Origin of the sequence: Ligilactobacillus salivarius (assembly GCF_035231985.1) — a bacterium.
GTDB lineage: Bacteria > Bacillota > Bacilli > Lactobacillales > Lactobacillaceae > Ligilactobacillus > Ligilactobacillus salivarius.
This window is the reverse complement of the sequence record NZ_CP117983.1, coordinates 1,115,553-1,137,678: the sequence shown is the minus strand read 5'-3', so window position 1 is coordinate 1,137,678 and position 22,126 is coordinate 1,115,553. Positions and strand designations below refer to the sequence as shown.

Sequence of the window (22,126 nt, the reverse complement as noted above, 5' to 3'; positions counted from 1 at the left end):
TAAGAGAATTATGAGAAAGTTTGGCTTTTTAATAAAATTATAGTTGAGGATCGTTAAAGATTAGCATTTAGAGTAACCTAATCTTTAACGATTTTTTATTTTGAATTTTCCTAGTGCTACTTATTCAAGGAAAGTTATTTTTATAAAAATAATCTTAATATATATATTAGATATAATTTAATTATATACTTAGATGATTAACAGAAATAATATTAATAAATGGAATTCATCTAAATGATTAAAGGTACATTATAAAAAATAATTTATTTATATATAAATAAAATTATTTATTTTTTAACTAATTTAACTTGTGAAATTATTGGAATTAGTGTAATCTTATAGTGGATAATTAGGTTGTTAGAAATTTAAGTTTTACAGAATAATTACAGAAAGGACTAGAGAGATTCTCTAATAAGGAAAGGTTAAATGGAAAAGAAAGTTAAATATAGTATTAGGAAGAAGTCAGGAGTGAGGGCGGCTTCTTATATTATCGGTGTATCTTTACTAGGTGGAAGTTTGATGATGACACCACCAATTCAAGCCAATGAAGTAACACCAACAACACCAACAACTACATTGACATCGCAAAATAATACTACAGAAATTAAACAAACTGAATCAGAAAATACTGATATTAATAAAGCAACAAACACAACTACTAATGAGAGTACATCTGATGAGGTGATTAGTAATAATACTGAAACAGAACAGATACAGACACCTTATCCAACAAATACGAGTGCTAATAATGATGCTATCTATAAAATTACTGATACAGATCATGACGGAATCATTGATCAATATGATAAAAATCCAGAAAAATGGGATGTATCAGATAGAGATTTGCGCTTTTTTACTGAACTATCATATCGAAGTCCTCAAGAATTAGACCAGATATTTACAGGTAATAATGATACTATTGATAAATTTAATCAGGAAAAAACATTTAATGTTGCAGACGTAAGAGAGATTCTTGATGACTGGAGAATGGACAGGCAGATAAATAATCCCGATGGTTTTTCAGCAACATTTTTTTCCACTAAAGATAATCAAGTTGTTGTTGCATTTAGAGGAACAAATGATAATGCTGATGCAGATGATGACATTGACATCTTTAATGGTGCTCAACCTGGTCAAGTAAAAAATCTGGATCAAGTTTTGGAAGATTTACAGCCTTATAAGGAAATATATTTAACTGGGCATTCTTTAGGGGGCTATCTTGCAGAATATTTTGCTGCTACTAAATTAATGTACGATCCACGTTTTGTTAGAGGAGCTGTCTTTAATGCACCTGGTATTAAAGATAGTTGGTCATGGATATCTGGAAAATTAGAACATAGGTTAGCTGCTGAAAACAGTAAAATTTTATCTAAGGAGTTTTATACTAATGATGCAGATTCACGAGTAACAATTTTGGGACATAAGATGCAGTCATATGCAATTCATAAAGATACAGTTGGTAGTTTGTATTATTATCCAAATACACAGTGGGCTTATGCAGTTAATGGTACAGGAACGCATTCAAGTGGAAACTTTTTTGGTAAAAAATATAGTAGTGAGATAAAAAATTGGTTTACTGTGGGTTATAGAATGGACACACCATATGTCAGTGAAGATGCTGATCATGATGGCTTTGGAGATCAATTAGAAAAGGCCATTGGTACTAATTATATGGATAGCAACAGTAAACCTACTTTAAATGCATTCTATAAGGTAAAAAATACAGGCAATGTAGTAGTACCTACGTTTTCAGATTTAAATACGTATCTTATTAATGAAAAAATTAGTGTAGAATTCGACCCTCAATATGAATATTACAAAAAACAAATACCTACTTTCCAGCCAGTAGAATTAAAATATGAATATTTAAATTATCCTCAATCTGTAGCTGATAATGTTGAAAGTATTATTGTTCAAGTTAAAGTTGATTTTCCAGATGGGAGTAAGTCTGTTATTATTGATGTTCCGGTTGAATTTCAACAAGCAAAGACTTTAAATGTTGCTAAAGATAAAATTAAAGATAGAATTGATCAGATGTTAGAACTAACAGTTGATCAAAAAGATAATTTCAATAAGCAAATTAATGAAGTAACTAATATAAGAGACCTTGCAGAAGTTTTAAAAAGTGCTCAAGAGCAAGCGGATTTGAATTTGAAAACGTCTAAAAATGAGTTGGAAAGTTTGATAGCCGAATCAGTTACGGTGAAAAAGTCAGTTATTTATGTAAAGGCTGATGAAGATAAACGACAAGCTTATGACGATTTATTAGAAACAGCTAGAGCAGTATTAGATGATAAAAATGTAACGAAAATTGAGATAGATTCAATAATATCTAAATTAAAGCAAACTCAATTAGCTTTAAATGGTAAGGAAGAAACACCAGTGGATCCAAGTGAGCTAGGCAAAGAGCCGGAAACACCAGTGGGCCCAAGTGAGCCAGGCAAAGAACCGGAAACCCCAGTGGCCCCAAGTGAACCAGGCAAAGAGCCCGAAACACCAGTGGATCCAAGTGAACCAGGTAAAGAGCCGGAAACACCAGTGGATCCAAGTGAACCAGGTAAAGAGCCCGAAACACCAGTAGATCTAAGTGAACCAGGAAAAGAACCGGAAACTCCAGTGGACCCAAGTGAACCAGGAAAAGAACCGGAAACTCCAGTGGACCCAAGTGAGCCAGGCAAAGAACCAGAAACACCAGTGGATCCAAGCGAACCGGGTAAAGAGAAAGAACCAGAAACACCAGTAGATCCAAGTGAGCCAGGCAAAGAACCAGAAACACCAGTGGATCCAAGTGAACCAGGCAAAGAGCCGGAAACACCAGTGGATCCAAGCGAACCGGGAAAAGAACCAGAAATCTCAGTAGATCCAAGTGAGCCAGGCAAAGAGCCAGAAACCCCAGTGGGTCCAAGTGAGCCGGGCAAAGAACCGGAAACCCCAGTGGGTCCAAGTGAGCCGGGAAAAGAACCGAAAACCCCAGTGGATCCAAGCAAACCGGGAAAAGAACCAGAAACACCAGTAGATCCAAGCGAATCAGGCAAAGAACCAGAAACACCAGTAGATCCAAGTGAACCAGGTAAAGAGCCCGAAACACCAGTAGATCCAAGTAAACCAGGTAAAGAGCCCGAAACACCAGTAGATCCAAGTGAACCAGGAAAAGAACCGGAAACTCCAGTGGACCCAAGTGAACCGGGAAAAGAACCGGAAACACCAGTAGATCCAAGTGAACCAGGAAAAGAACCGGAAACACCAGTGGATCCAAGCGAACCGGGTAAAGAGCCGGAAACACCAGTGGATCCAAGTGAACCGGGCAAAGAACCAGAAACCCCAGTGGATCCAAGCGAACCGGGTAAAGAGCCGGAAACTCCAGTGGATCCAAGTGAGCCAGGCAAAGAACCGGAAACTCCAGTGGACCCAAGTGAACCAGGAAAAGAACTGGAAACCCCAGTGGGCCCAAGTGAGCCAGGCAAAGAACCGGAAACCCCAGTGGGCCCAAGTGAACCGGGCAAAGAACCGGAAACTCCAGTGAACCCAAGTGAGCCAGGCAAAGAGCCGGAAACACCAGTGGATCCAAGTGAGCCAGGCAAAGAACCGGAAACCCCAGTGGGCCCAAGTGAGCCAGGCAAAGAGCCGGAAATACCAGTGGATCCAAGTGAACCAGGTAAAGAGCCCGAAACACCAGTAGATCCAAGTGAACCAGGCAAAGAACCGGAAACACCAGTGGATCCAAGTGAGCCAGGCAAAGAACCGGAAGCACCAGTGGATCCAAGTGAGCCAGGCAAAGAACCGGAAACTCCAGTGGGCCCAAGTGAACCGGGCAAAGAACCGGAAACCCCAGTGGATCCAAGTGAGCCAGGAAAAGAACCAGAAACCCCAGTGGATCCAAGTGAGCCAGGAAAAGAACCAGAAACCCCAGTGGATCCAAGTGAGCCAGGCAAAGAACCGGAAACTCCAGTGGGCCCAAGTGAACCGGGCAAAGAACCGGAAACACCAGTGAACCCAAGTGAGCCAGGCAAAGAACCAGAAACCCCAGTGGATCCAAGTGAACCGGGAAAAGAACCGGAAACACCAGTAGATCCAAGTGAGCCAGGAAAAGAACCGGAAACCCCAGTGGGCCCAAGTGAACCGGGAAAAGAACCGGAAACTCCAGTGAACCCAAGTGAGCCAGGCAAAGAGCCGGAAACACCAGTGGATCCAAGTGAGCCAGGAAAAGAACCGGAAACCCCAGTGGCCCCAAGTGAACCAGGCAAAGAGCCGGAAACCCCAGTGGCCCCAAGTGAACCAGGCAAAGAGCCGGAAACCCCAGTAGCCCCAAGTGAGCCAGGAAAAGAACCGAAAACCCCAGTGGCCCCAAGTGAACCAGGCAAAGAGCCCGAAATCCCAGTGGATCCAAGCAAACTGGGAAAAGAGCCGAAAACACCAGTAGATCCAAGTGAACCAGGTAAAGAACCAGAAATCCCAGTGGAACCAAGTGAATCAGGAAAAGAACCGGAAACCTCAGTGAAGCCAAGTGAGCCAGGCAAAGAGCCGGAAACCTCAGTAGATCCAAGTGAGCCAGGCAAAGAGCCAGAAACCCCAGTGAATCCAAGCGAACCGGGTAAAGAGCCAGAAACCCCAGTGGATTCAAGTGAACCAGGCAAAGAGCCGGAAACACCAGTGGATCCAAGTGAGCCAGGCAAAGAACCGGAAGCACCAGTGGATCCAAGTGAGCCAGGCAAAGAACCGGAAACTCCAGTGGGCCCAAGTGAACCGGGCAAAGAACCGGAAACCCCAGTGGATCCAAGTGAGCCAGGAAAAGAACCAGAAACCCCAGTGGATCCAAGTGAGCCAGGAAAAGAACCAGAAACCCCAGTGGATCCAAGTGAGCCAGGCAAAGAACCGGAAACTCCAGTGGGCCCAAGTGAACCGGGCAAAGAACCGGAAACACCAGTGAACCCAAGTGAGCCAGGCAAAGAACCAGAAACCCCAGTGGATCCAAGTGAACCGGGAAAAGAACCGGAAACACCAGTAGATCCAAGTGAACCAGGAAAAGAACCGGAAACACCAGTGGATCCAAGCGAACCGGGTAAAGAGCCGGAAACTCCAGTGGATCCAAGTGAACCGGGCAAAGAACCAGAAACCCCAGTGGATCCAAGCGAACCGGGTAAAGAGCCGGAAACTCCAGTGGATCCAAGTGAGCCAGGCAAAGAACCGGAAACTCCAGTGGACCCAAGTGAACCAGGAAAAGAACTGGAAACCCCAGTGGCCCCAAGTGAGCCAGGAAAAGAACCGGAAACCCCAGTGGGCCCAAGTGAACCGGGAAAAGAACCGGAAACTCCAGTGAACCCAAGTGAGCCAGGCAAAGAGCCGGAAACACCAGTGGATCCAAGTGAGCCAGGAAAAGAACCGGAAACCCCAGTGGCCCCAAGTGAACCAGGCAAAGAGCCGGAAACCCCAGTGGCCCCAAGTGAACCAGGCAAAGAGCCGGAAACCCCAGTAGCCCCAAGTGAGCCAGGAAAAGAACCGGAAACCCCAGTGGCCCCAAGTGAACCAGGCAAAGAGCCCGAAATCCCAGTGGATCCAAGCAAACTGGGAAAAGAGCCGAAAACACCAGTAGATCCAAGTGAACCAGGTAAAGAACCAGAAATCCCAGTGGAACCAAGTGAATCAGGAAAAGAACCGGAAACCTCAGTGAAGCCAAGTGAGCCAGGCAAAGAGCCGGAAACCTCAGTAGATCCAAGTGAGCCAGGCAAAGAGCCAGAAACCCCAGTGAATCCAAGCGAACCGGGTAAAGAGCCAGAAACCCCAGTGGATTCAAGTGAACCAGGCAAAGAGCCGGAAACCCCAGTGGCCCCAAGTGAACCAGGCAAAGAGCCGGAAACCTCAGTAGATCCAAGTGAGCCAGGCAAAGAGCCAGAAACCCCAGTGAATCCAAGTGAACCGGGAAAAGAGCCGGAAACTCCAGTAGATCCAAGTGAACCAGGCAAAGAGCCGGAAACCCCAGTGGCCCCAAGTGAACCAGGTAAAGAGCCCGAAATCCCAGTGGATCCAAGCAAACTGGGAAAAGGGCCGAAAACACCAGTAGATCCAAGTGAACCAGGTAAAGAACCAGAAACCCCAGTGGATCCAAGTGAGCCAGGCAAAGAGCCGGAAACTCCAGTGGGCCCAAGTGAGCCAGGCAAAGAACCGGAAACCCCAGTGGCCCCAAGTGAACCAGGCAAAGAGCCGGAAACTCCAGTGGACCCAAGTGAACCGGGCAAAGAGCCAGAAACCCCAGTGGATCCAAGTGAACCAGGCAAAGAACCGGAAACTCCAGTGAATCCAAGTGAACCAGGTAAAGAGCCGGAAACCTCAGTAGATCCAAGTGAACCAGGTAAAGAGCCCGAAACACCAGTAGATCCAAGTGAACCGGACAAAGAACCAGAAACCCCAGTGGATCCAAGCAAACCGGGTAAAGAGCCGGAAACTCCAGTGAATCCAAGTGAGCCAGGCAAAGAGCCAGAAACCCCAGTGGATCCAAGTGAGCCAGGCAAAGAACCGGAAACACCAGTGGACCCAAGTGAACCGGGCAAAGAACCAGAAACCCCAGTGAACCCAAATGAGCCAGGCAAAGAACCGGAAACACCAGTAGATCCAAGTGAGCCAGGCAAAGAACCGGAAACACCAGTGAATCCAAGCGAACCGGGCAAAGAACCGGAAACTCCAGTGGATCCAAGTGAATCAGGCAAAGAGCCGGAAACACCAGTGGCCCCAAGTGAGCCAGGCAAAGAACCGGAAACACCAGTAGATCCAAGTGAACCGGGTAAAGAGCCAGAAAAACCAGTAGAACTAAGTAAGAAATCTGAAGTGAAATCTATATTTGATAATTTGATGAGAAACACTAGTAAATCAGATAATATTTTGAAAAATACAGTATTAATTCAAGGAAGTGTACAATCATTTAAGCAGAATAAAACACAAAAAGATATAGATGAAAAATTGCCACAAACTGGAAATAAAGTAAATAATCTTACGGTGTCTGGAGCTATATTATTAGGAATGGCTGGAATGATTGTAGGAGGAGAGTTAAGAAAAAAGAGAGAAGATAAGTGAAACATATTTATGTAAAAGTTGTGACTTGAAAGAGTCCGAAGAAAAAAGATGTTTAGTTTCCAAAAATGATATAATTTTGAATGAAATGTTCTACCGTTAAATAAATATTAATATTTTAAATAGCCTAATTCTGATGTTTTGCTGGAATTAGGCTATTTGTTATCTTAATAAAGAGGACTAAGAATTAATGGAAGATTTAAATTTAACTAAATCTAAAGAAAGAATTACTAAGCTAGGCAAAGTTTTGCACCACAAGCAACAGTTAATAAAATGTTATATTTACCAAGAGTTAAGCAAAAATTAATAGCTATATTTATTGAAATATTTGCTAATGAAGTTGCATTTTTTAGTTGAATTTCTACGACGAAAAATAAAAGTAGCATTAAGTCAAAGTAGGTCTGCCGATGAATTTGATGATAGAAGTTTAGTAGCTTTATCTACACTCTATGGAATTGAACTAATGGAAGATAATGTGAAAATGCTTGTTATGAATATGTTTTCTCAGTTCTCGTTTGATTATCAAAGTGGAATCAAGTAGCTTGGTGGAAGTTCAAATAAGGAAGTTCTCGAAAGTGTTAAGGTTATCATTCAAGTTAATATGGTTCAAGGTAATGCTTTAACTAAAATTGATGGGGATGGAACCCCAATTGTTTTTAGTGAATGGCAGTTATTGCCAATAGTTGGTAATATTAAACATCAAAAGGTTCAAAGGCGAATATACTTTTCAAGATATTTTAGATGGTAGAGAAGAAACTCAAGGTGTTTTGACCCATAAAGATAGCGAAGAATTTGATTTATTTGATTTTCTTGATGAAGATTATAATACTGAAGAAGAAAAAAAGATGTTAAGAAAACCGTATGCCCCCTGTGCGAATTACTCAAGTTTATAAAAAAGAGTTAGTAGAATAATTAGCAAAAATTTGTAATTTAGATACTTGATAGTGTATTAATTTTATTAAAAGAAACATCATATTACCTAATCAATAAAAAAGAGAACCTAAAGTTTGGCATTGAATAGTGCCTACGACTTTAGGTTCTTTTTTATAATTCTTCCCTAGATGGATTGAGTAAATCCTTATCGGGAATAGTATTTAAGTCAACAGGATCACGTTGGTCAACTTGAACAGTTATAAAAACGGAATTTCCACGAGATGTTTCAGTATCGATAACAGCTTCTGAAGTAAATCCGCTTTGATTTTGGATAGTTTCTGCGATGAACCCTGCTTCTAAAAGAAATTCACATTTAGAATTAATCTTTTTTCTGATTTCGACTATTGGACCTGAAAGTTCAAAAACTTGACGATTCATCTTAGATTTTACCCTTTTTAAATACCCCCAATTAGCTTTCTCGAAAAATACAGGTAAATCTTCATCTTTAGCTAGTGGAAAATTTCGAGCTAAACGTTTGCCTGCCCAGTAAAGAATAGTGTTATCTGTTCCAACTAGATCAGGTAGAAGAGCATCCCTCAAGATAGAACTACCAAGAGTGGTCCCTAAATTATTATGCTCCACAGCTGTTGAATAAAATTTGACATCCACTTTCTTCCTAGCCCCTTTAACAATTGATAATTTTATTATACACACTTTTTATTTGAATAGCTTAAATTATACTTAACTTTTTAATCTTTTTTAGAAAATTAAGTATCTGTCTAAATAAGATAGTTGATTTTTTGTGTGAGTTTTGCATAATAAAAGATAGATAAGAACTAGAGATAGATGGTGGTAAAATGGTTAAACATATATTGATAGCAACAAAAAATGTGGGAAAAGCAAGGGAGTTCAAGAAATTATTTAGTGAAAAGGGAATAGAAGTAAAAACTTTACTAGATATGGAAAATACACCCGAAATTGATGAAAATGGCAAAACTTTTACAGAGAATGCATTAATTAAAGCACAAACATTAACAAATTTGTATAAAATTCCAGTTTTAGCTGACGATTCAGGTATTGTAGTTGATTATCTAAATGGAGAACCTGGTATTTATTCTGCGAGATATGCTGGCGATCATGATGATGAAGCAAATAAAAAGAAATTACTACATAATTTAGAAGGTGTACCTTTTGAAAAGAGGACAGCTCATTTTCATTGTTCGTTAGTAATTACTAGTCCAGTAAAAGATCCATTGATTGCTGAAGGAAATGTAGAAGGCTACATTGTTGAAGAAGAAAGAGGTAAGGGTGGTTTTGGTTATGATCCATTATTCTTCTACCCACCTTTGGATAAAACTTTTGGTGAAACAACTGCAGATGAAAAGAATGCTGTTAGTCATCGTGCAAATGCTATTAAAGATTTGCTAACAAAATTTGATGAATGGTGGGAAGAATAATGAAAATTTTAGTAGTTAGTGATAGCCATTCTAAAAAGAATATATTGGCAGACTTAAGAGATAAGTATAGTAATGAGGTTGATTACTTCATTCATTGTGGCGATAGTGAGTTAGACCCTAATTCAAAATGGGTATCAGATTATACAATTGTTGAGGGGAATTGTGATTACTATGACTACCCAGAAAAAGAAGTTGTTGCAACTGAAGAGGGTAATATTTTAGTAACTCACGGTCATCTGTATGGAGTTAATTATGGATTAGACAGACTAGCATTATTAGCTAAACAAGAAAATGCTAAATTTGTTTTTTATGGTCATACACATCGCTTAGCAGTTGAATATGTTGATGGTACGCTTTTTTTGAATCCAGGGAGTGTGTGGTTTCCACGTGGAGAATATCAAAAACTAGGTGGAACTTACGCTATTGTATCCGTAAATGAAAGTAAGATTAAGGTTACCTACTATACTAGAGAAGGATTAGCTCCTGTTTCAGAGTTGCAATTTGAATATCAAAGGTAATTTGTTGGAAAATCATGCTAAAAAAGACTTGATTTTGATTATTTTCAGGAGTAATATTATACGAGTAAGTTAATTGCCCGTTGGTCAAATTGGTTAAGACGTCGCCCTCTCAAGGCGGAGTTACGGGTTCGATCCCCGTACGGGTGATAATATTCGTATGTAAAATGAGAACAACTTGAATAATAGGTTGTTCTCATTTTTTATTATAAATAAAAATCAGCAATCCAAAAATTGCTGATTTTAAAATATTTAACGATTATTTTTGTTCTGTTGGGTTCTTTTTATTGGATTCTTTTTCAACAGTTTTAGTTTCTTTTCGATTTTTAGGATCAATAGTTGCAAATTTATCAAATAATTGTTCTAAATTGTGTTGTTGATTGACCTTTAATCCCATAATATTCACTTCCTCAAAAAATTGCTAACATCTATTGCCTAGAAAGTTATCAAAATTTTAAGCTACTGTCAAGTTAGAGCTTAAATTACGTTGGTAGGAGTACCTGTCAAATAGCTTTTCAAGTTATTAACTGTAATTTCAAGTAATCTTTCCCTAGTTTCCAAAGGAGCCCATGCGATATGTGGAGTGATGTAGCAATTTTTTGCAGTTAAAAGAGGATTATCTTCTGAAATTGGTTCTTTGGAGACTACATCAGTTGCTAAAGCATAGATGCGATCATTATTTAATGCCTCAGCTATATCAGTTTCATTGATTAGTTTTCCTCTAGCTGTGTTTAAAATAATGACATTCTTTTTCATTTTAGAGATTGTCTCTTTATTAATTAGATTAATTGTGTCAGGTGTTTGAATAACGTGTAAACTAATAACATCCGATTGTCTTAGAAGTTCGTCTAAAGGAACTTGTTTAATCCAGGGAACATTAACCTCTTTAGGACGATGATTATAAAAGATGATATTCATTGAGAAAGCATGACCTAATTCAGCTACTTTTTGTGCGATACGACCGTAACCAATTAATCCTAATGTCTTACCCTTTAATTCATAGAGAGGTTTGTCCCAAAATGTAAAATCAGGAACTTTTGACCATTTTCCTTCATGAATTAGTTGATTATGTAAGCCAACTTGACCAGTTACTTCTAGTAGAAGAGAAAATGTGAATTGAGCAACTGCATCAGTACCGTATGTAGGAACATTGGTTACAATTATATCATGTTGATGAGCGCTCTCAATATCTACGACATCATAGCCAGTTCCCATAATACCAATATATTTTAAGTTAGGAACTTGTTTTAAAACTTCATTTCTTAATGGTGTCTTATGTGTAATTACAATTTCAGCATTATCAATACGTTTAATAATCTCTTCAGTGTCATCCACAGGTGTTTGATCGTAAAAAGTGCAATTGCCTAAGTTGGATAGTTTGCTCCAAGTTAAATCAGCGTTTAGAGAGTAACCGTCTAAAAGTACAATATCCATAATATAATCACCTCAATAAATATTTACTTTAATTATAAACGCTTTCAAAATGCGATTCAAGATGTGAGTATGACAATTGGTTTTGCTAGATATAAATAGTATAATTAAGACTAGAATATTAGAGAAAGGACGTAACTATGGCGACACAACATATTGAAAACAAATTAAAACTATTACCAGATTTGCCTGGCTGTTACATGATGAAAGATATTAATAGTAGAATTATTTATGTAGGTAAAGCCAAAAATTTAAAAAATCGCGTACGTTCATATTTTAAAAGTAGTCATGAAGGAAAAACAGCTAAATTAGTGTCTGAAATAAGGGATTTTGAAACAATTATCACTTCAACTGATAAGGAAGCATTTTTGTTAGAAATTACTTTAATTCAAAAACATAAGCCTTACTATAACATTAAGCTAAAAAGGGGAACTGGGTATCCGTATATTAAGATAACTCATGAAAAAGACCCACAATTAAAAATTGTCAGTCAAGTTAAAAAGGATGGTGGCTATTATTTTGGCCCTTATCCCAATGTCTATGCTGCAACAGAAACATTACAGTTACTGCAAAAGGTGTATCCTTTAAGACGTTGTAATGGATATCAAAAACGGCCATGTTTGTACTATCATATGGGACAATGCTTGGGTGCCTGCTTTAAAGAAGTCCCACAATCCGAATATGAAAAGCAAATCAAGAAGATAAAGTCATTTTTAAATGGAAATGTAAGTAAAATAAAAAAAGAACTTGAACAAAAAATGGAAACTGCATCCGAGAATCTAGAGTTTGAAAGGGCAGCTGAAATAAGAGATCAAATTCACTATGTTGAAATGACAGTTGAAAAACAAAAAATTATTAGCAATGATAATACACCGCGTGATTTATTTGCTTTTTACATGAATAAAGGTTGGTTATCTTTACAAATTTTCTCTATTAGACAAGCACGTTTGATGAAACGTGAAAAACGACTATTTCCATGTATAGACACGCCTGAAGCTGAGCTAGAATCTTTTATTTTACAGTTTTATAATCAAAAAAACCGTATTTTACCTAAAGAAATTTTAGTTCCTTCAGGGATGGATAAAGAAACATTAAGTGAAATTTTAGGTATTCCAGTTAAAACACCACAACGAGGACAAAAGCGTGATTTACTAGAAATGGCACAGAAAAATGCTAAGTTAGTGTTGGAAGAAAAATTCCGTTTACTTGAATTGGATGAAAGAAAGACAACTGGGGCTATGAATGAAATAACAGATGCGTTAGGATTGCCTAATGGTCATAGAATTGAAGCATTTGATCATTCTCATTTACAAGGAGAAGATTTAGTATCCGCGATGGTTTGTTTCATTGATGGGAAACCAGAAAAAACAGAATATCGAAAATATAAGTTAAAAAATGTTGACCATGCTGATGAAGCTGCTAGTACAAGAGAAGTTATTTATCGTAGATATAGTAGACTTTTGAAAGAAAAAGCTAATTTACCTGATTTAATATTAATGGACGGTGCAAGTATTCAAATTAATGCCGCTGTTGATGTGTTACATAATCAATTAGGTATTGATATTCCTGTAGCAGGAATGGTAAAAAATGATCGCCATAAAACTGCTGATTTAATGATGGAAAATGATGAAAAGATTGGTTTAGATCCTAAAAGTGAAGGCTTTTATCTACTACAAAGAATTCAGGATGAAGTTCATAGATTTGCGATTACTTTCCATCGCCAAGTTCGATCAAAAAATTCATTAGCTTCACGCTTAGAAAGAATTCAAGGAGTAGGTCCTAAAACGAGAATTAAGTTATTAAGAAATTATGGTTCTCTGAAGAATATTTCTGCAGCTTCAGTAGAGGATTTGGAAAGCTTAGGTATTTCTAAAAAAGTGGCTCAGACAATTAAGTTAAGCTTGAAAAACCAAAGTTAGAAAATGCTTTGACCTAAGAGAAGATAATTGGTATATTTAAGATTGATTAACTTATTGATGAAATAGAATAATAAATATGCAATATAGTTAGATATATAAGGAAAGGCGATTAAATAAATGTTTGTAGATCAAATAAAAATTGAAGTAAAAGCCGGAAAAGGTGGCGACGGTATGGTTGCTTTCCGCCGTGAAAAGTATGTTCCTAATGGTGGACCTGCTGGTGGTGACGGTGGTAAAGGCGGAAGTATTATTTTAAAAGTAGACCAAGGTTTACGTACATTAATGGATTTTAGATATCACCGTATTTTTAAAGCAAAACCTGGTCAAAACGGCATGATCAAGGGAATGTATGGTCGTGGTGCAGACGATACCTATATTAGTGTTCCTCAAGGTACAACAGTTACAGATGCTGAAACTGGAGAATTGTTAGGTGATTTAGTTGAAGCAGACGATGAATTAGTTGTAGCTAAAGGTGGCCGTGGTGGTCGTGGTAATATTAAGTTTGCTAGTCCTAAAAATCCAGCTCCAGAAATTGCTGAAAATGGTGAACCTGGCGAAGAAAGAAAATTAAAACTAGAACTTAAAGTGTTAGCCGATGTTGGTTTAGTAGGTTTCCCTTCTGTTGGTAAATCTACTTTACTTTCAGTTGTAACAAGTGCTAAGCCAAAAATTGCTGAATATCACTTTACAACTTTGGTTCCTAATTTGGGTATGGTTCGTCTAGATGATGGTAGAGATTATGTTATGGCTGACTTACCTGGATTAATTGAAGGTGCTTCTCAAGGTGTAGGTTTAGGTATTCAGTTCTTACGTCATGTTGAAAGAACTCGTGTTATTTTGCATTTGATTGATATGTCGGGTGTAGAAGGTAGAGATCCATATGATGATTTTGTCAAAATTAATGAAGAATTGAAGGTATATGATCCAACTTTACTTGATAGACCACAAATCGTAGTAGCAAGTAAGATGGATATGCCAGACAGTGCCAAGAATTTGGCAGAATTCAAAGTCAAGTTAGCTAAGGATAAGACTTTAAAACAAGTACCAGAAGTTATGGAAATATCTTCCTTAACTCATCAAGGGTTGAAAGAGTTAACACATAGAACAGCTGATGTACTAGAATCTACTCCTAAGTTTGAAACATTGGCAGAAAAAGAACAAGCAAGCAAGGTTTACACCTTTAAAGAAGATGAACCAGCATTCAAGATTACACGTGATTCTGACGCAACTTGGGTACTTTCAGGTGAAAAATTGGAACGTCTATTTAAGATGACTAACTTTAACCATGATGAAAGTTTAATGAGATTTGCTCGTCAATTGCGTGGAATGGGTGTAGATGATGCCCTACGCGAACGTGGTGCTAAAGGTGGAGATTTGGTAAGAATCGAAGACTTTACTTTTGAATTTGTAGAATAATAATCATGCTTAAGTAGGGGTAATGGAAAAATGAGAAGATTAAAAAGAAGCCGATACATTACGGGATTTGACGGTATTCGAACGCTGGCAGTTATTGCAGTTATTTTCTATCATTTGTTTCCTTACGCAATGCAAGGCGGCTTGATGGGAGTTTCTATATTCTTCGTTATTTCTGGATATTTAATAACTGATTTGTTGTTACAAGAATGGGAACAAAATCGAAAAATTGATGTCAAAGCTTTTTATATTAGGCGTATGAAAAGGTTGTATCCAGGATTGATAACAATGTTAGTTGGAACGATAGCGTATATAACTTTGTTTCAAAAAGAGTTATTGGCTCATATTCGAATGGTTTTTCTGACAAATTTGACCTCAATATATAATTGGTATCAAATTCATACAGGTCAATCATATTTTGATAAATTTGCGATTCAGTCTCCTTTTACACATTTATGGTCGTTATCTATTGAAGGACAATTCTATTTGTTTTGGCCTTTATTGATTATATTAATGTGTAAATACTTACCTAAGAAAAGTGTTAGATTCTTTCTGTTAATAGGATTGAGTTTACTATCAGCTTTAGAAATGATGCTTTTATTTAAGGTAGGTAGTGATCCTTCACGTGTTTACTACGGAACAGATACACGTGTATTTTCGATACTAATAGGTGCAGCTTTAGCAATTGTTTGGCCAAGTAGTAAGTTAAGTCAAAAACTTCCTGATGAGAGTCGACGAATTCTTAACATAACAGGTATTGTGTGTGCTTTATTAGTAATATTATCATTCTTTAAAATGAATGGTGAAAAAGCTTTTGTATATCATGGTGGGATGTACTTATTTTCAATAATCTCTGCAATACTTGTCGCAACAGTAGCACATCCGGGAGCCAATATGAATACCTGGTTTACTAATCCAGTTTTTACATGGATAGGTAGGCGTAGCTATGGGATTTATATTTATCAGTATCCAGTGATGGTTTTCTTTGAGTCAAAAGTTAAGAATATTGCTGCACATCCTTGGTTGTATGGATTAATAGAAATAGCAATAATACTTGCTATAAGTGAATTATCTTATAGATATATTGAGATACCTTTGAAAAACTTTGATTACAGTCAAACTCTAATCAAAGTTAAACAAGTCTTTAAACGAGATAAATCACATTTAAATTCCAAAATTGGTGTAGCTGTGGGAGCAATTGTATTTTTGATTGCTGGTGCTGGTTTAGTGCAACAGCCAACTAAGAAACCACAGGATAATGCTTTGGCAAAACAAATTAAAGAAAACAATGCCAAAGTTAAAAAGAGAAATTCTGAATTAAAGAGTGGCAAAAAGCAATCAACTGAACAAGTTTCCTCATCTTCTAGTTCTGAAGTGAAGAAGTATCAGTTAACTGCTGCTCAAGCTGATAAAGCAAGAAATATGAAGATTACAGCAGTAGGAGATTCTGTATTAGCTGATGGAGCTAGTTCATTACAAGAAATTTTCCCTAACATGTATATCGATGCTAAAGTTGGTAGGCAGTCAGCTGAAGCAGCAAAGATAGTACAACAATTAGCGCAAACTGGAAAATTGGAACAAACAGTGTTGATAAGTGAGGGCACAAATGGTGCTTTTATGGGACATGAAATTCAAGATATTATGAATGCTGCTGGTAAAGATCGCCAAGTATATTGGATTAATGTTCATGTACCAACAAGACGTTGGCAAGATCAAGTGAATCAAGATTTGGCATCAGCTAGCAAAAAGTATAAGAATTTACATATAATTGATTGGTTTAGCTATAGCCAAAATCACGCTGATTGGTTCTACAATGATAACGTTCATCCTAATCCACATGGCTTGGAATATTATGGTAGTTTTGTTGCTAAAAAAATAGTTAAATAAAATCTTACATACTCTATAATTGTTAGATAAAATCTGACAGTTATAGGGTATTTTTATTGAAATAAAAAAACAATCCTTATAGAAGGCAAGGATTGTCAAAAAATAAATTTTTAGTTTTTAGCCTTACTTGGTACAACAAGAAATCCTACTAATAGGATTCCAATAACTGCAACAAATGCAGCTGATAATACGTTACCTGCTAGGTAAATACCCATAGCAACAGTTGCAAACATACCAACAATTGTAAAAATAATTCCTAAACGTTGAACTAGATTTAATTCCTGGAAATCTTTACGGAAACCAATTTCTAAAAGAAATGCACCGATAAGGGCCATTGTACCGAATAGAATGTGTCCAAATAACATCATAGTATTCACCAACCTTTAATAAATTGTACAAAATAAGTATAACATGAATTATTTATCCTCTACAATATAAAAATATTACTGAGTTTCTTTATTATTTTTTTGCAGCAGATATAGAGGTTTATATGCTAATTCTAATTCAGATTGGGAAATTTTAAATGACATAAGTGGGAGAGTATAATTTTCTTTCTCAACATCTCTAACCCTTAATTCAGCCTTTTTTGGATATTTTTTTAGAATGCTTAATAATTCAGAGAGGGTAACTAATTCTGGAGAAGGAGAAATAAGGATTGTATTAGTATCTTTTATGGTAACTTTCCCAGAGATAATATTTTTATGATCAAATTCTTGAGTAATAACTAATTTAGGATTTAAGAAATCGGTAGCAGTAATGAAGTCTATTATACGCATATTAATTCCCCTCTAGTTTGGCAGTAAAGTATATTATCTATTATAAGATATTTTGAAAAATTTTGAGAAACTTTAAATTGATACTCATTAATGATAGAATTAAGAAGATACTGTCTAATTAGTTAATGATAAGGATGAAAGATAAATGGAATTAGAATTTTTAGGAACAGGTGCTGGATCACCTTCTAAGAGTAGGAATGTATCCGCAGTTGCATTAAAATTATTGGATGAAATCAAAAAGATTTGGTTGTTTGATGTAGGCGAAGGAACACAACACCAAATTTTAAACACAACAATTCGTCCACGTAAGATTGATAAAATATTTATAACTCATATGCATGGTGATCATATTTTTGGATTACCTGGCTTTTTGAGTAGTCGTTCATTTCAAGGCGGCGAAAAAATGGGACCATTAACAATTTATGGACCTAAAGGAATTTCTGATTTTGTTAATATTAGTTTAAAGGTTAGTCAAACAAAATTATCGTATGAATTAAATTTTGTAGAACTTGAAGAAGAAGGTTTACTTTTAGAAAATGATCGATTTAAAGTTTACGCTTATAAATTAGATCATCGTATTGAATGTTGGGGCTACAGAATTGAAGAAAAGGATTATCCAGGTGAATTACAAGTTGAAAAACTTAGAGAAGCTAGAGTTCCATCTGGACCAATCTATGGTCGTCTTAAAGCTGGAGAAGTAGTAACACTTGAAGATGGTAGAACTATAGATGGGAAAGACTTTATAGGTAAAGCTAAGAAAGGTCGAATTGTAACGGTTTTGGGTGATACTAGACAAACACCTAACTTGAAATTACTTGCTAAAGATGCTGACGTGTTAGTTCATGAAAGTACTTTTGGTAAGGGTGAAGGGAAATTAGCACGTAATTATCATCACTCAACTTGTGTTCAAGCAGCTACTTTAGCTAAAGAAGTAGGCGTAAAACAATTACTGTTAACTCATATTTCAGCTCGTTATGTAGGGAAGATGGTGAAAGTTTTAGAAAAAGAAGCTAAGAAAGTATTTCCAAATACTAAGGTTGTTAAAGATTTTGATACCTTTAATATTCCTTTTCCTGAAAGAAAGGACGATGAGCAATGAAAAATTATAAAAGTTTAAAAGACTTAACTAATAAAGTTGTGTTGATAACTGGAGCATCAGGTGGTTTAGGTGAACAAATAGCTTATCAAGTAGCTAAAAAGGGTGCAATAGTTGTAGCTTGTGCACGTCGTAAAGAAAAGTTAGATGTAGTTGTAGAAAATTGTCAAAATTTGTCTAAGAGATTAGCATATGCATACCAACTAGATATTTCCAAGCCAGAAGAAGTAGAAAAAGTTGTTAATGAGGTAGAGGAAGAAGTGGGACCTGTCTCAGTTTTAATTAATAATGCTGGCTTTGGACTAATGGAAGACTTCCTTGATTTTGATATGGATAGAGTAGAAGCGATGTTCAGAGTAAATGTTTTAGGATTAATGTATGCTACTAAATATGTAGCTACAAAAATGGCTGAAAGACAAGTAGGTGCAATAATTAATATTGCTTCTATGGCTGGCAAAATAGCTACACCTAAATCAACTGTCTATTCTGCAACTAAATTTGCAGTGCTAGGCTTTTCTAATGCTTTACGTTTGGAATTGAAACCATTGGGAATTTCAGTAATGACCGTAAATCCTGGACCTATCAGAACAGAATTCTTTGATAAAGCAGATAAAACACATAATTACCTAAATTCTCTAGGAAATATAGTTTTAGACCCAGAGGAAGTAGCTTATAAAATTGTTTCAAAGATTGGAACTAGTCGACGTGAAGTGAATTTACCATATTACATGGAAGTTGCTCATCACTTATATGAAGTCTTCCCACATATGGCTGATTATTTAACAGGTGGTATTTTTAACAAGAAATGAGGAAAAACTCTTGATTGATGCTAAAAAAGAATGGCAAGAAATTGAATTATCAGAAAATGAACATCTTGATGAATTAATTGAAGAAACAGGTTTTCCTAAGATAGTTTTACAAATATTAATAGAAAGAGGATACGATTCTCTTGAAGCTATTAACAATTTTTTAGATCCAGATGCTCGTGGATTGTACGATCCTAATTTTATGCATGATATGGAACTAGGTGTAGATAGAATTCAACAAGCAATCATGAATGGTGAAAAAATAGTCATTTATGGAGATTATGATGTTGATGGAATCACAAGTACTGCCCTTATGTACGAAACTCTTGAAGAATTAGGAGCAGAAGTTGAATATTATATACCTGATAGATTTAAAGATGGCTATGGTCCAAATGTGGAAGCCTATAAGCGTTTGATTGATGAAGGTGTTAGTTTAATTGTAACCGTGGATAATGGGGTAGCTGGACATGAAGCCATTGATTATGCAAATCAACATGGAGTAGATGTAGTCATAACAGATCATCATGAGTTACCCGAAACTTTGCCAGATGCATATGCGATTATTCATCCTCGTCATCCTGAGGGCGATTATCCTTTTGGTGAATTATCTGGAGTAGGTGTGGCTTTTAAGGTGGCGGCTGCTTTACTAGAAGAACTACCACAAGATGTATTAGATTTAGTTGCTTTAGGGACAGTAGCTGATTTGGTTTCTCTAACTGGTGAAAATAGAATCTTAGTTAAGTATGGTCTGCAATTGTTACAACAAACAATGCGTCCTGGGTTGCAAAGTTTATACAAAGTAGCAGGGATAGAAGTTCCTACAATTACGGAAGAGACAATTGGTTTTTCACTTGCTCCACGTTTAAATGCATTAGGAAGAATGGAAAATGGAAGTTTAGGGGTAGAATTGCTAACTACTTTAGATGAGGAAAGAGCTGAAGAGTTAGCAAAAACTACCAACCAATTAAACATAAAAAGGCAAGAAGAAGTTAATAAAATTGTTGAAGAAGCGGTGGCACAATTAGCTAATAAATCTGAAAATCATTTAGTCAATGTAGTGGCTGGAAATAACTGGCATGAAGGTGTAGTGGGTATCGTGGCAAGTAGGTTAGTCGATATGACTGGCAAACCTTCTTTAGTTCTTAGCATTGATGAAAAAACAGGTATTGCTAAAGGCTCAGGAAGATCCATTGAAGCATTTCAAATGTTTGATGCCTTAGATAGTCATCGAGATATTCTCATGAAATTTGGAGGACATCATATGGCTTGTGGCTTGTCTCTAGATAAGAAGAAGTTGTCAGATTTACAACAAGTTGTTGATGAAGAAGGAAAGAAACAAGGAATTGAACATGCTACAAAACCGGTAGTAAAAGTCATTCCTGTTAATTTAGATGATGTTAATTTGGATTTAGAGGCACAATTAGAAGCTTTAGCACCATTTGGTACAGATAATCCTCGTCCTGTTTTTGAATTCAAAGATTACAAAGTGAATACAGTTAAGGCGATTGGACAACAAAAAAATCATCTTAAACTTCAATTGCAATCCAATAACTCTCAAGTAGATGCTTTGGATTTCGGAATTGGTAGTAAAAAAATTTCTGAAATTGAGCGAAATAAAAATTCAGTTCGTTTGATAGGAACTTTGGGAAAAAATGTTTGGCAAAATAGAGTTAATCTTCAAATTATGGTAGAAGATATTTTGTTGGATGATAGTAATACTGGCACAGTTGTTGAGATTCAACGAAAAAATAAATTAACTAAACTAATGTTTCAACAAAAAGCAACGTATGTTTTCTTTGATAAAAAACTATACAATCAAGTAATGCCATATCTAGCAGATAGTAGTGAAGCTTATTTATATAATTTTAGCGATGATAAGAAATTAAATTGTGATACGTTGATTGTAGTAGATTGTCCAGATAATATAGAAAAATTAAAGTCTTTACTTGCTAAAGTAATTGTTAAGCATTTTATTTTTGTTGGTTATACTAGAGAAAATACTTACTTAAATGGCTTGCCAACTAGAGAACAGTTTGGTAGACTATATAAGTTCTCGCAAACACACACTAATGTAAATATAAGAAGAGATTTACAGAAATTAGCGGACTACTTAAAATTAAAACGTGAACTTTTAGTTTTTATGATTAATGTGTTTTTTGAAGCGAAATTTGTTAAAATAGAAAATGGGTTAATGAGTGGAAACACAAATGTAACTCCGCATAGTTTAGAAGATACAAATTCATATCAAGCATATTTACAAAAAATGAAAGTACAAAAATCGCTAATATACAGCAAATCAACAGATTTACAGAAGTGGATATTAAAGTATCTTGATGAAAATAATTAGAGCTGAAAAGGAGAAATTTTAATGGCTTTAGATTTAAGAAACTATATTGCAAGTATTGAAAATTATCCAGAAGAAGGAATTGTATTTAGAGATATTTCTCCATTAATGGCAGATGGTGAAGCTTATCGCCAAGCTACTGACCGCATCGTTCAATTCGCTAAAGATAAGGGCGTTGAAATGATTGTTGGACCAGAAGCACGTGGCTTTATCGTTGGTTGCCCTGTAGCTTATGAATTAGGTGTAGGCTTTGCTCCAGCACGTAAGAAGGGTAAGCTACCTCGTGAAACAGTTAAGGCTGATTACTCATTAGAATATGGTACAGCTTCACTTTATATGCACAAAGATGCAGTTAAACCAGGACAAAAAGTTTTAGTTACAGATGATTTATTAGCAACTGGTGGTACAATCGGCGCAACAATTGACTTAGTTGAACAACTTGGTGGCGTGGTTGTAGGTTGTGCATTCATCATTGAATTGGAAGATCTACATGGTCGTGACAAGATTAAGGGTTACGATACTTTAGCTTTAATGAAATACTAAATTT

General features: G+C 36.5%; 17 protein-coding genes and 1 tRNA gene. 13 read left to right on the top strand and 5 right to left on the bottom strand.

The window, feature by feature from the left end; all coding sequences use genetic code 11:
* Positions 1-426 precede the first annotated feature (426 nt).
* The 3 genes from PTA89_RS05655 to PTA89_RS05645 all read left to right on the top strand — a co-directional run bounded on the left by PTA89_RS05655 (position 427) and on the right by PTA89_RS05645 (position 7,955).
* Entirely contained in the window at positions 427-7,065 is a 6,639-nt protein-coding gene (locus PTA89_RS05655) for an Mbeg1-like protein (protein ID WP_324177050.1), read from the top strand.
* 331 nt (positions 7,066-7,396) lie between these two features.
* Entirely contained in the window at positions 7,397-7,603 is a 207-nt protein-coding gene (locus tag PTA89_RS05650) for a hypothetical protein (protein ID WP_069469166.1), read from the top strand.
* Positions 7,604-7,745: 142 nt separating this feature from the next.
* Entirely contained in the window at positions 7,746-7,955 is a 210-nt protein-coding gene (locus PTA89_RS05645; RefSeq protein WP_255819538.1) for a methylase, read from the top strand.
* Between the two features lie 151 nt (positions 7,956-8,106).
* Here the strand turns inward: PTA89_RS05645 and PTA89_RS05640 are convergent, their stop codons facing one another.
* The gene (locus PTA89_RS05640) at positions 8,107-8,604 is read right to left on the bottom strand and encodes a YslB family protein (RefSeq protein WP_003703936.1); all 498 of its coding nucleotides are present in this window, start codon (positions 8,602-8,604) and stop codon (positions 8,107-8,109) included.
* A 188-nt stretch (positions 8,605-8,792) separates the two neighbouring features.
* Between PTA89_RS05640 and PTA89_RS05635 the strand changes: the two genes are divergently transcribed.
* The 3 genes from PTA89_RS05635 to PTA89_RS05625 all read left to right on the top strand — a co-directional run bounded on the left by PTA89_RS05635 (position 8,793) and on the right by PTA89_RS05625 (position 10,057).
* Positions 8,793-9,392 (top strand): XTP/dITP diphosphatase, encoded by a 600-nt coding sequence (locus PTA89_RS05635; protein WP_324177049.1) that lies wholly within the window; start codon positions 8,793-8,795, stop codon positions 9,390-9,392.
* The gene (locus PTA89_RS05630; protein WP_003707479.1) at positions 9,392-9,910 is read left to right on the top strand and encodes a metallophosphoesterase; all 519 of its coding nucleotides are present in this window, start codon (positions 9,392-9,394) and stop codon (positions 9,908-9,910) included. The genes PTA89_RS05635 and PTA89_RS05630 overlap by 1 nt, the downstream gene beginning before the upstream one ends.
* 74 nt (positions 9,911-9,984) lie before the next feature.
* A tRNA-Glu gene (locus PTA89_RS05625) sits at positions 9,985-10,057 on the top strand.
* 109 nt (positions 10,058-10,166) lie between these two features.
* On the opposite strand, the gene PTA89_RS05620 is transcribed toward PTA89_RS05625, so the two are convergent.
* Positions 10,167-10,304, bottom strand: a complete 138-nt coding sequence (locus tag PTA89_RS05620) for an SPJ_0845 family protein (protein ID WP_003700519.1) — start codon at positions 10,302-10,304, stop codon at positions 10,167-10,169.
* 80 nt (positions 10,305-10,384) lie between these two features.
* Positions 10,385-11,341 (bottom strand): D-2-hydroxyacid dehydrogenase, encoded by a 957-nt coding sequence (locus tag PTA89_RS05615; protein ID WP_011476165.1) that lies wholly within the window; start codon positions 11,339-11,341, stop codon positions 10,385-10,387.
* Positions 11,342-11,478: 137 nt separating this feature from the next.
* Between PTA89_RS05615 and uvrC the strand changes: the two genes are divergently transcribed.
* The 3 genes from uvrC (at position 11,479) to PTA89_RS05600 (ending at position 16,557) form a co-directional block, all read left to right on the top strand.
* A complete protein-coding gene (gene uvrC / locus PTA89_RS05610; protein ID WP_081538089.1) occupies positions 11,479-13,257 on the top strand; it encodes an excinuclease ABC subunit UvrC in 1,779 nt (592 codons plus the stop codon).
* A gap of 117 nt (positions 13,258-13,374) precedes the next feature.
* The gene (gene obgE / locus PTA89_RS05605; RefSeq protein WP_034982600.1) at positions 13,375-14,673 is read left to right on the top strand and encodes a GTPase ObgE; all 1,299 of its coding nucleotides are present in this window, start codon (positions 13,375-13,377) and stop codon (positions 14,671-14,673) included.
* Between the two features lie 30 nt (positions 14,674-14,703).
* Positions 14,704-16,557, top strand: coding sequence for an acyltransferase family protein (locus PTA89_RS05600; protein WP_324177048.1), 1,854 nt, complete (start codon positions 14,704-14,706; stop codon positions 16,555-16,557).
* A 110-nt stretch (positions 16,558-16,667) separates the two neighbouring features.
* Here the strand turns inward: PTA89_RS05600 and PTA89_RS05595 are convergent, their stop codons facing one another.
* Both PTA89_RS05595 and PTA89_RS05590 read right to left on the bottom strand, forming a co-directional pair.
* Positions 16,668-16,925 (bottom strand): hypothetical protein, encoded by a 258-nt coding sequence (locus tag PTA89_RS05595; RefSeq protein ID WP_003707483.1) that lies wholly within the window; start codon positions 16,923-16,925, stop codon positions 16,668-16,670.
* A 75-nt stretch (positions 16,926-17,000) separates the two neighbouring features.
* Positions 17,001-17,333, bottom strand: coding sequence for a hypothetical protein (locus tag PTA89_RS05590; RefSeq protein ID WP_324177047.1), 333 nt, complete (start codon positions 17,331-17,333; stop codon positions 17,001-17,003).
* 145 nt (positions 17,334-17,478) lie between these two features.
* On the opposite strand from PTA89_RS05590, the gene rnz reads away from it, so the two are divergent.
* The 4 genes from rnz to PTA89_RS05570 are packed head-to-tail and all read left to right on the top strand — an operon-like array spanning position 17,479 to position 22,122.
* Entirely contained in the window at positions 17,479-18,432 is a 954-nt protein-coding gene (gene rnz / locus PTA89_RS05585; RefSeq protein ID WP_003707484.1) for a ribonuclease Z, read from the top strand.
* Entirely contained in the window at positions 18,429-19,238 is an 810-nt protein-coding gene (locus PTA89_RS05580; protein ID WP_003707485.1) for an SDR family NAD(P)-dependent oxidoreductase, read from the top strand. Before rnz ends, PTA89_RS05580 begins: the two co-directional genes overlap by 4 nt.
* Positions 19,239-19,248: 10 nt before the next feature.
* Positions 19,249-21,582 (top strand): single-stranded-DNA-specific exonuclease RecJ, encoded by a 2,334-nt coding sequence (recJ, locus tag PTA89_RS05575; protein ID WP_324177046.1) that lies wholly within the window; start codon positions 19,249-19,251, stop codon positions 21,580-21,582.
* A 21-nt stretch (positions 21,583-21,603) separates the two neighbouring features.
* Positions 21,604-22,122, top strand: a complete 519-nt coding sequence (locus tag PTA89_RS05570; protein WP_003700501.1) for an adenine phosphoribosyltransferase — start codon at positions 21,604-21,606, stop codon at positions 22,120-22,122.
* Positions 22,123-22,126: the final 4 nt, after the last annotated feature.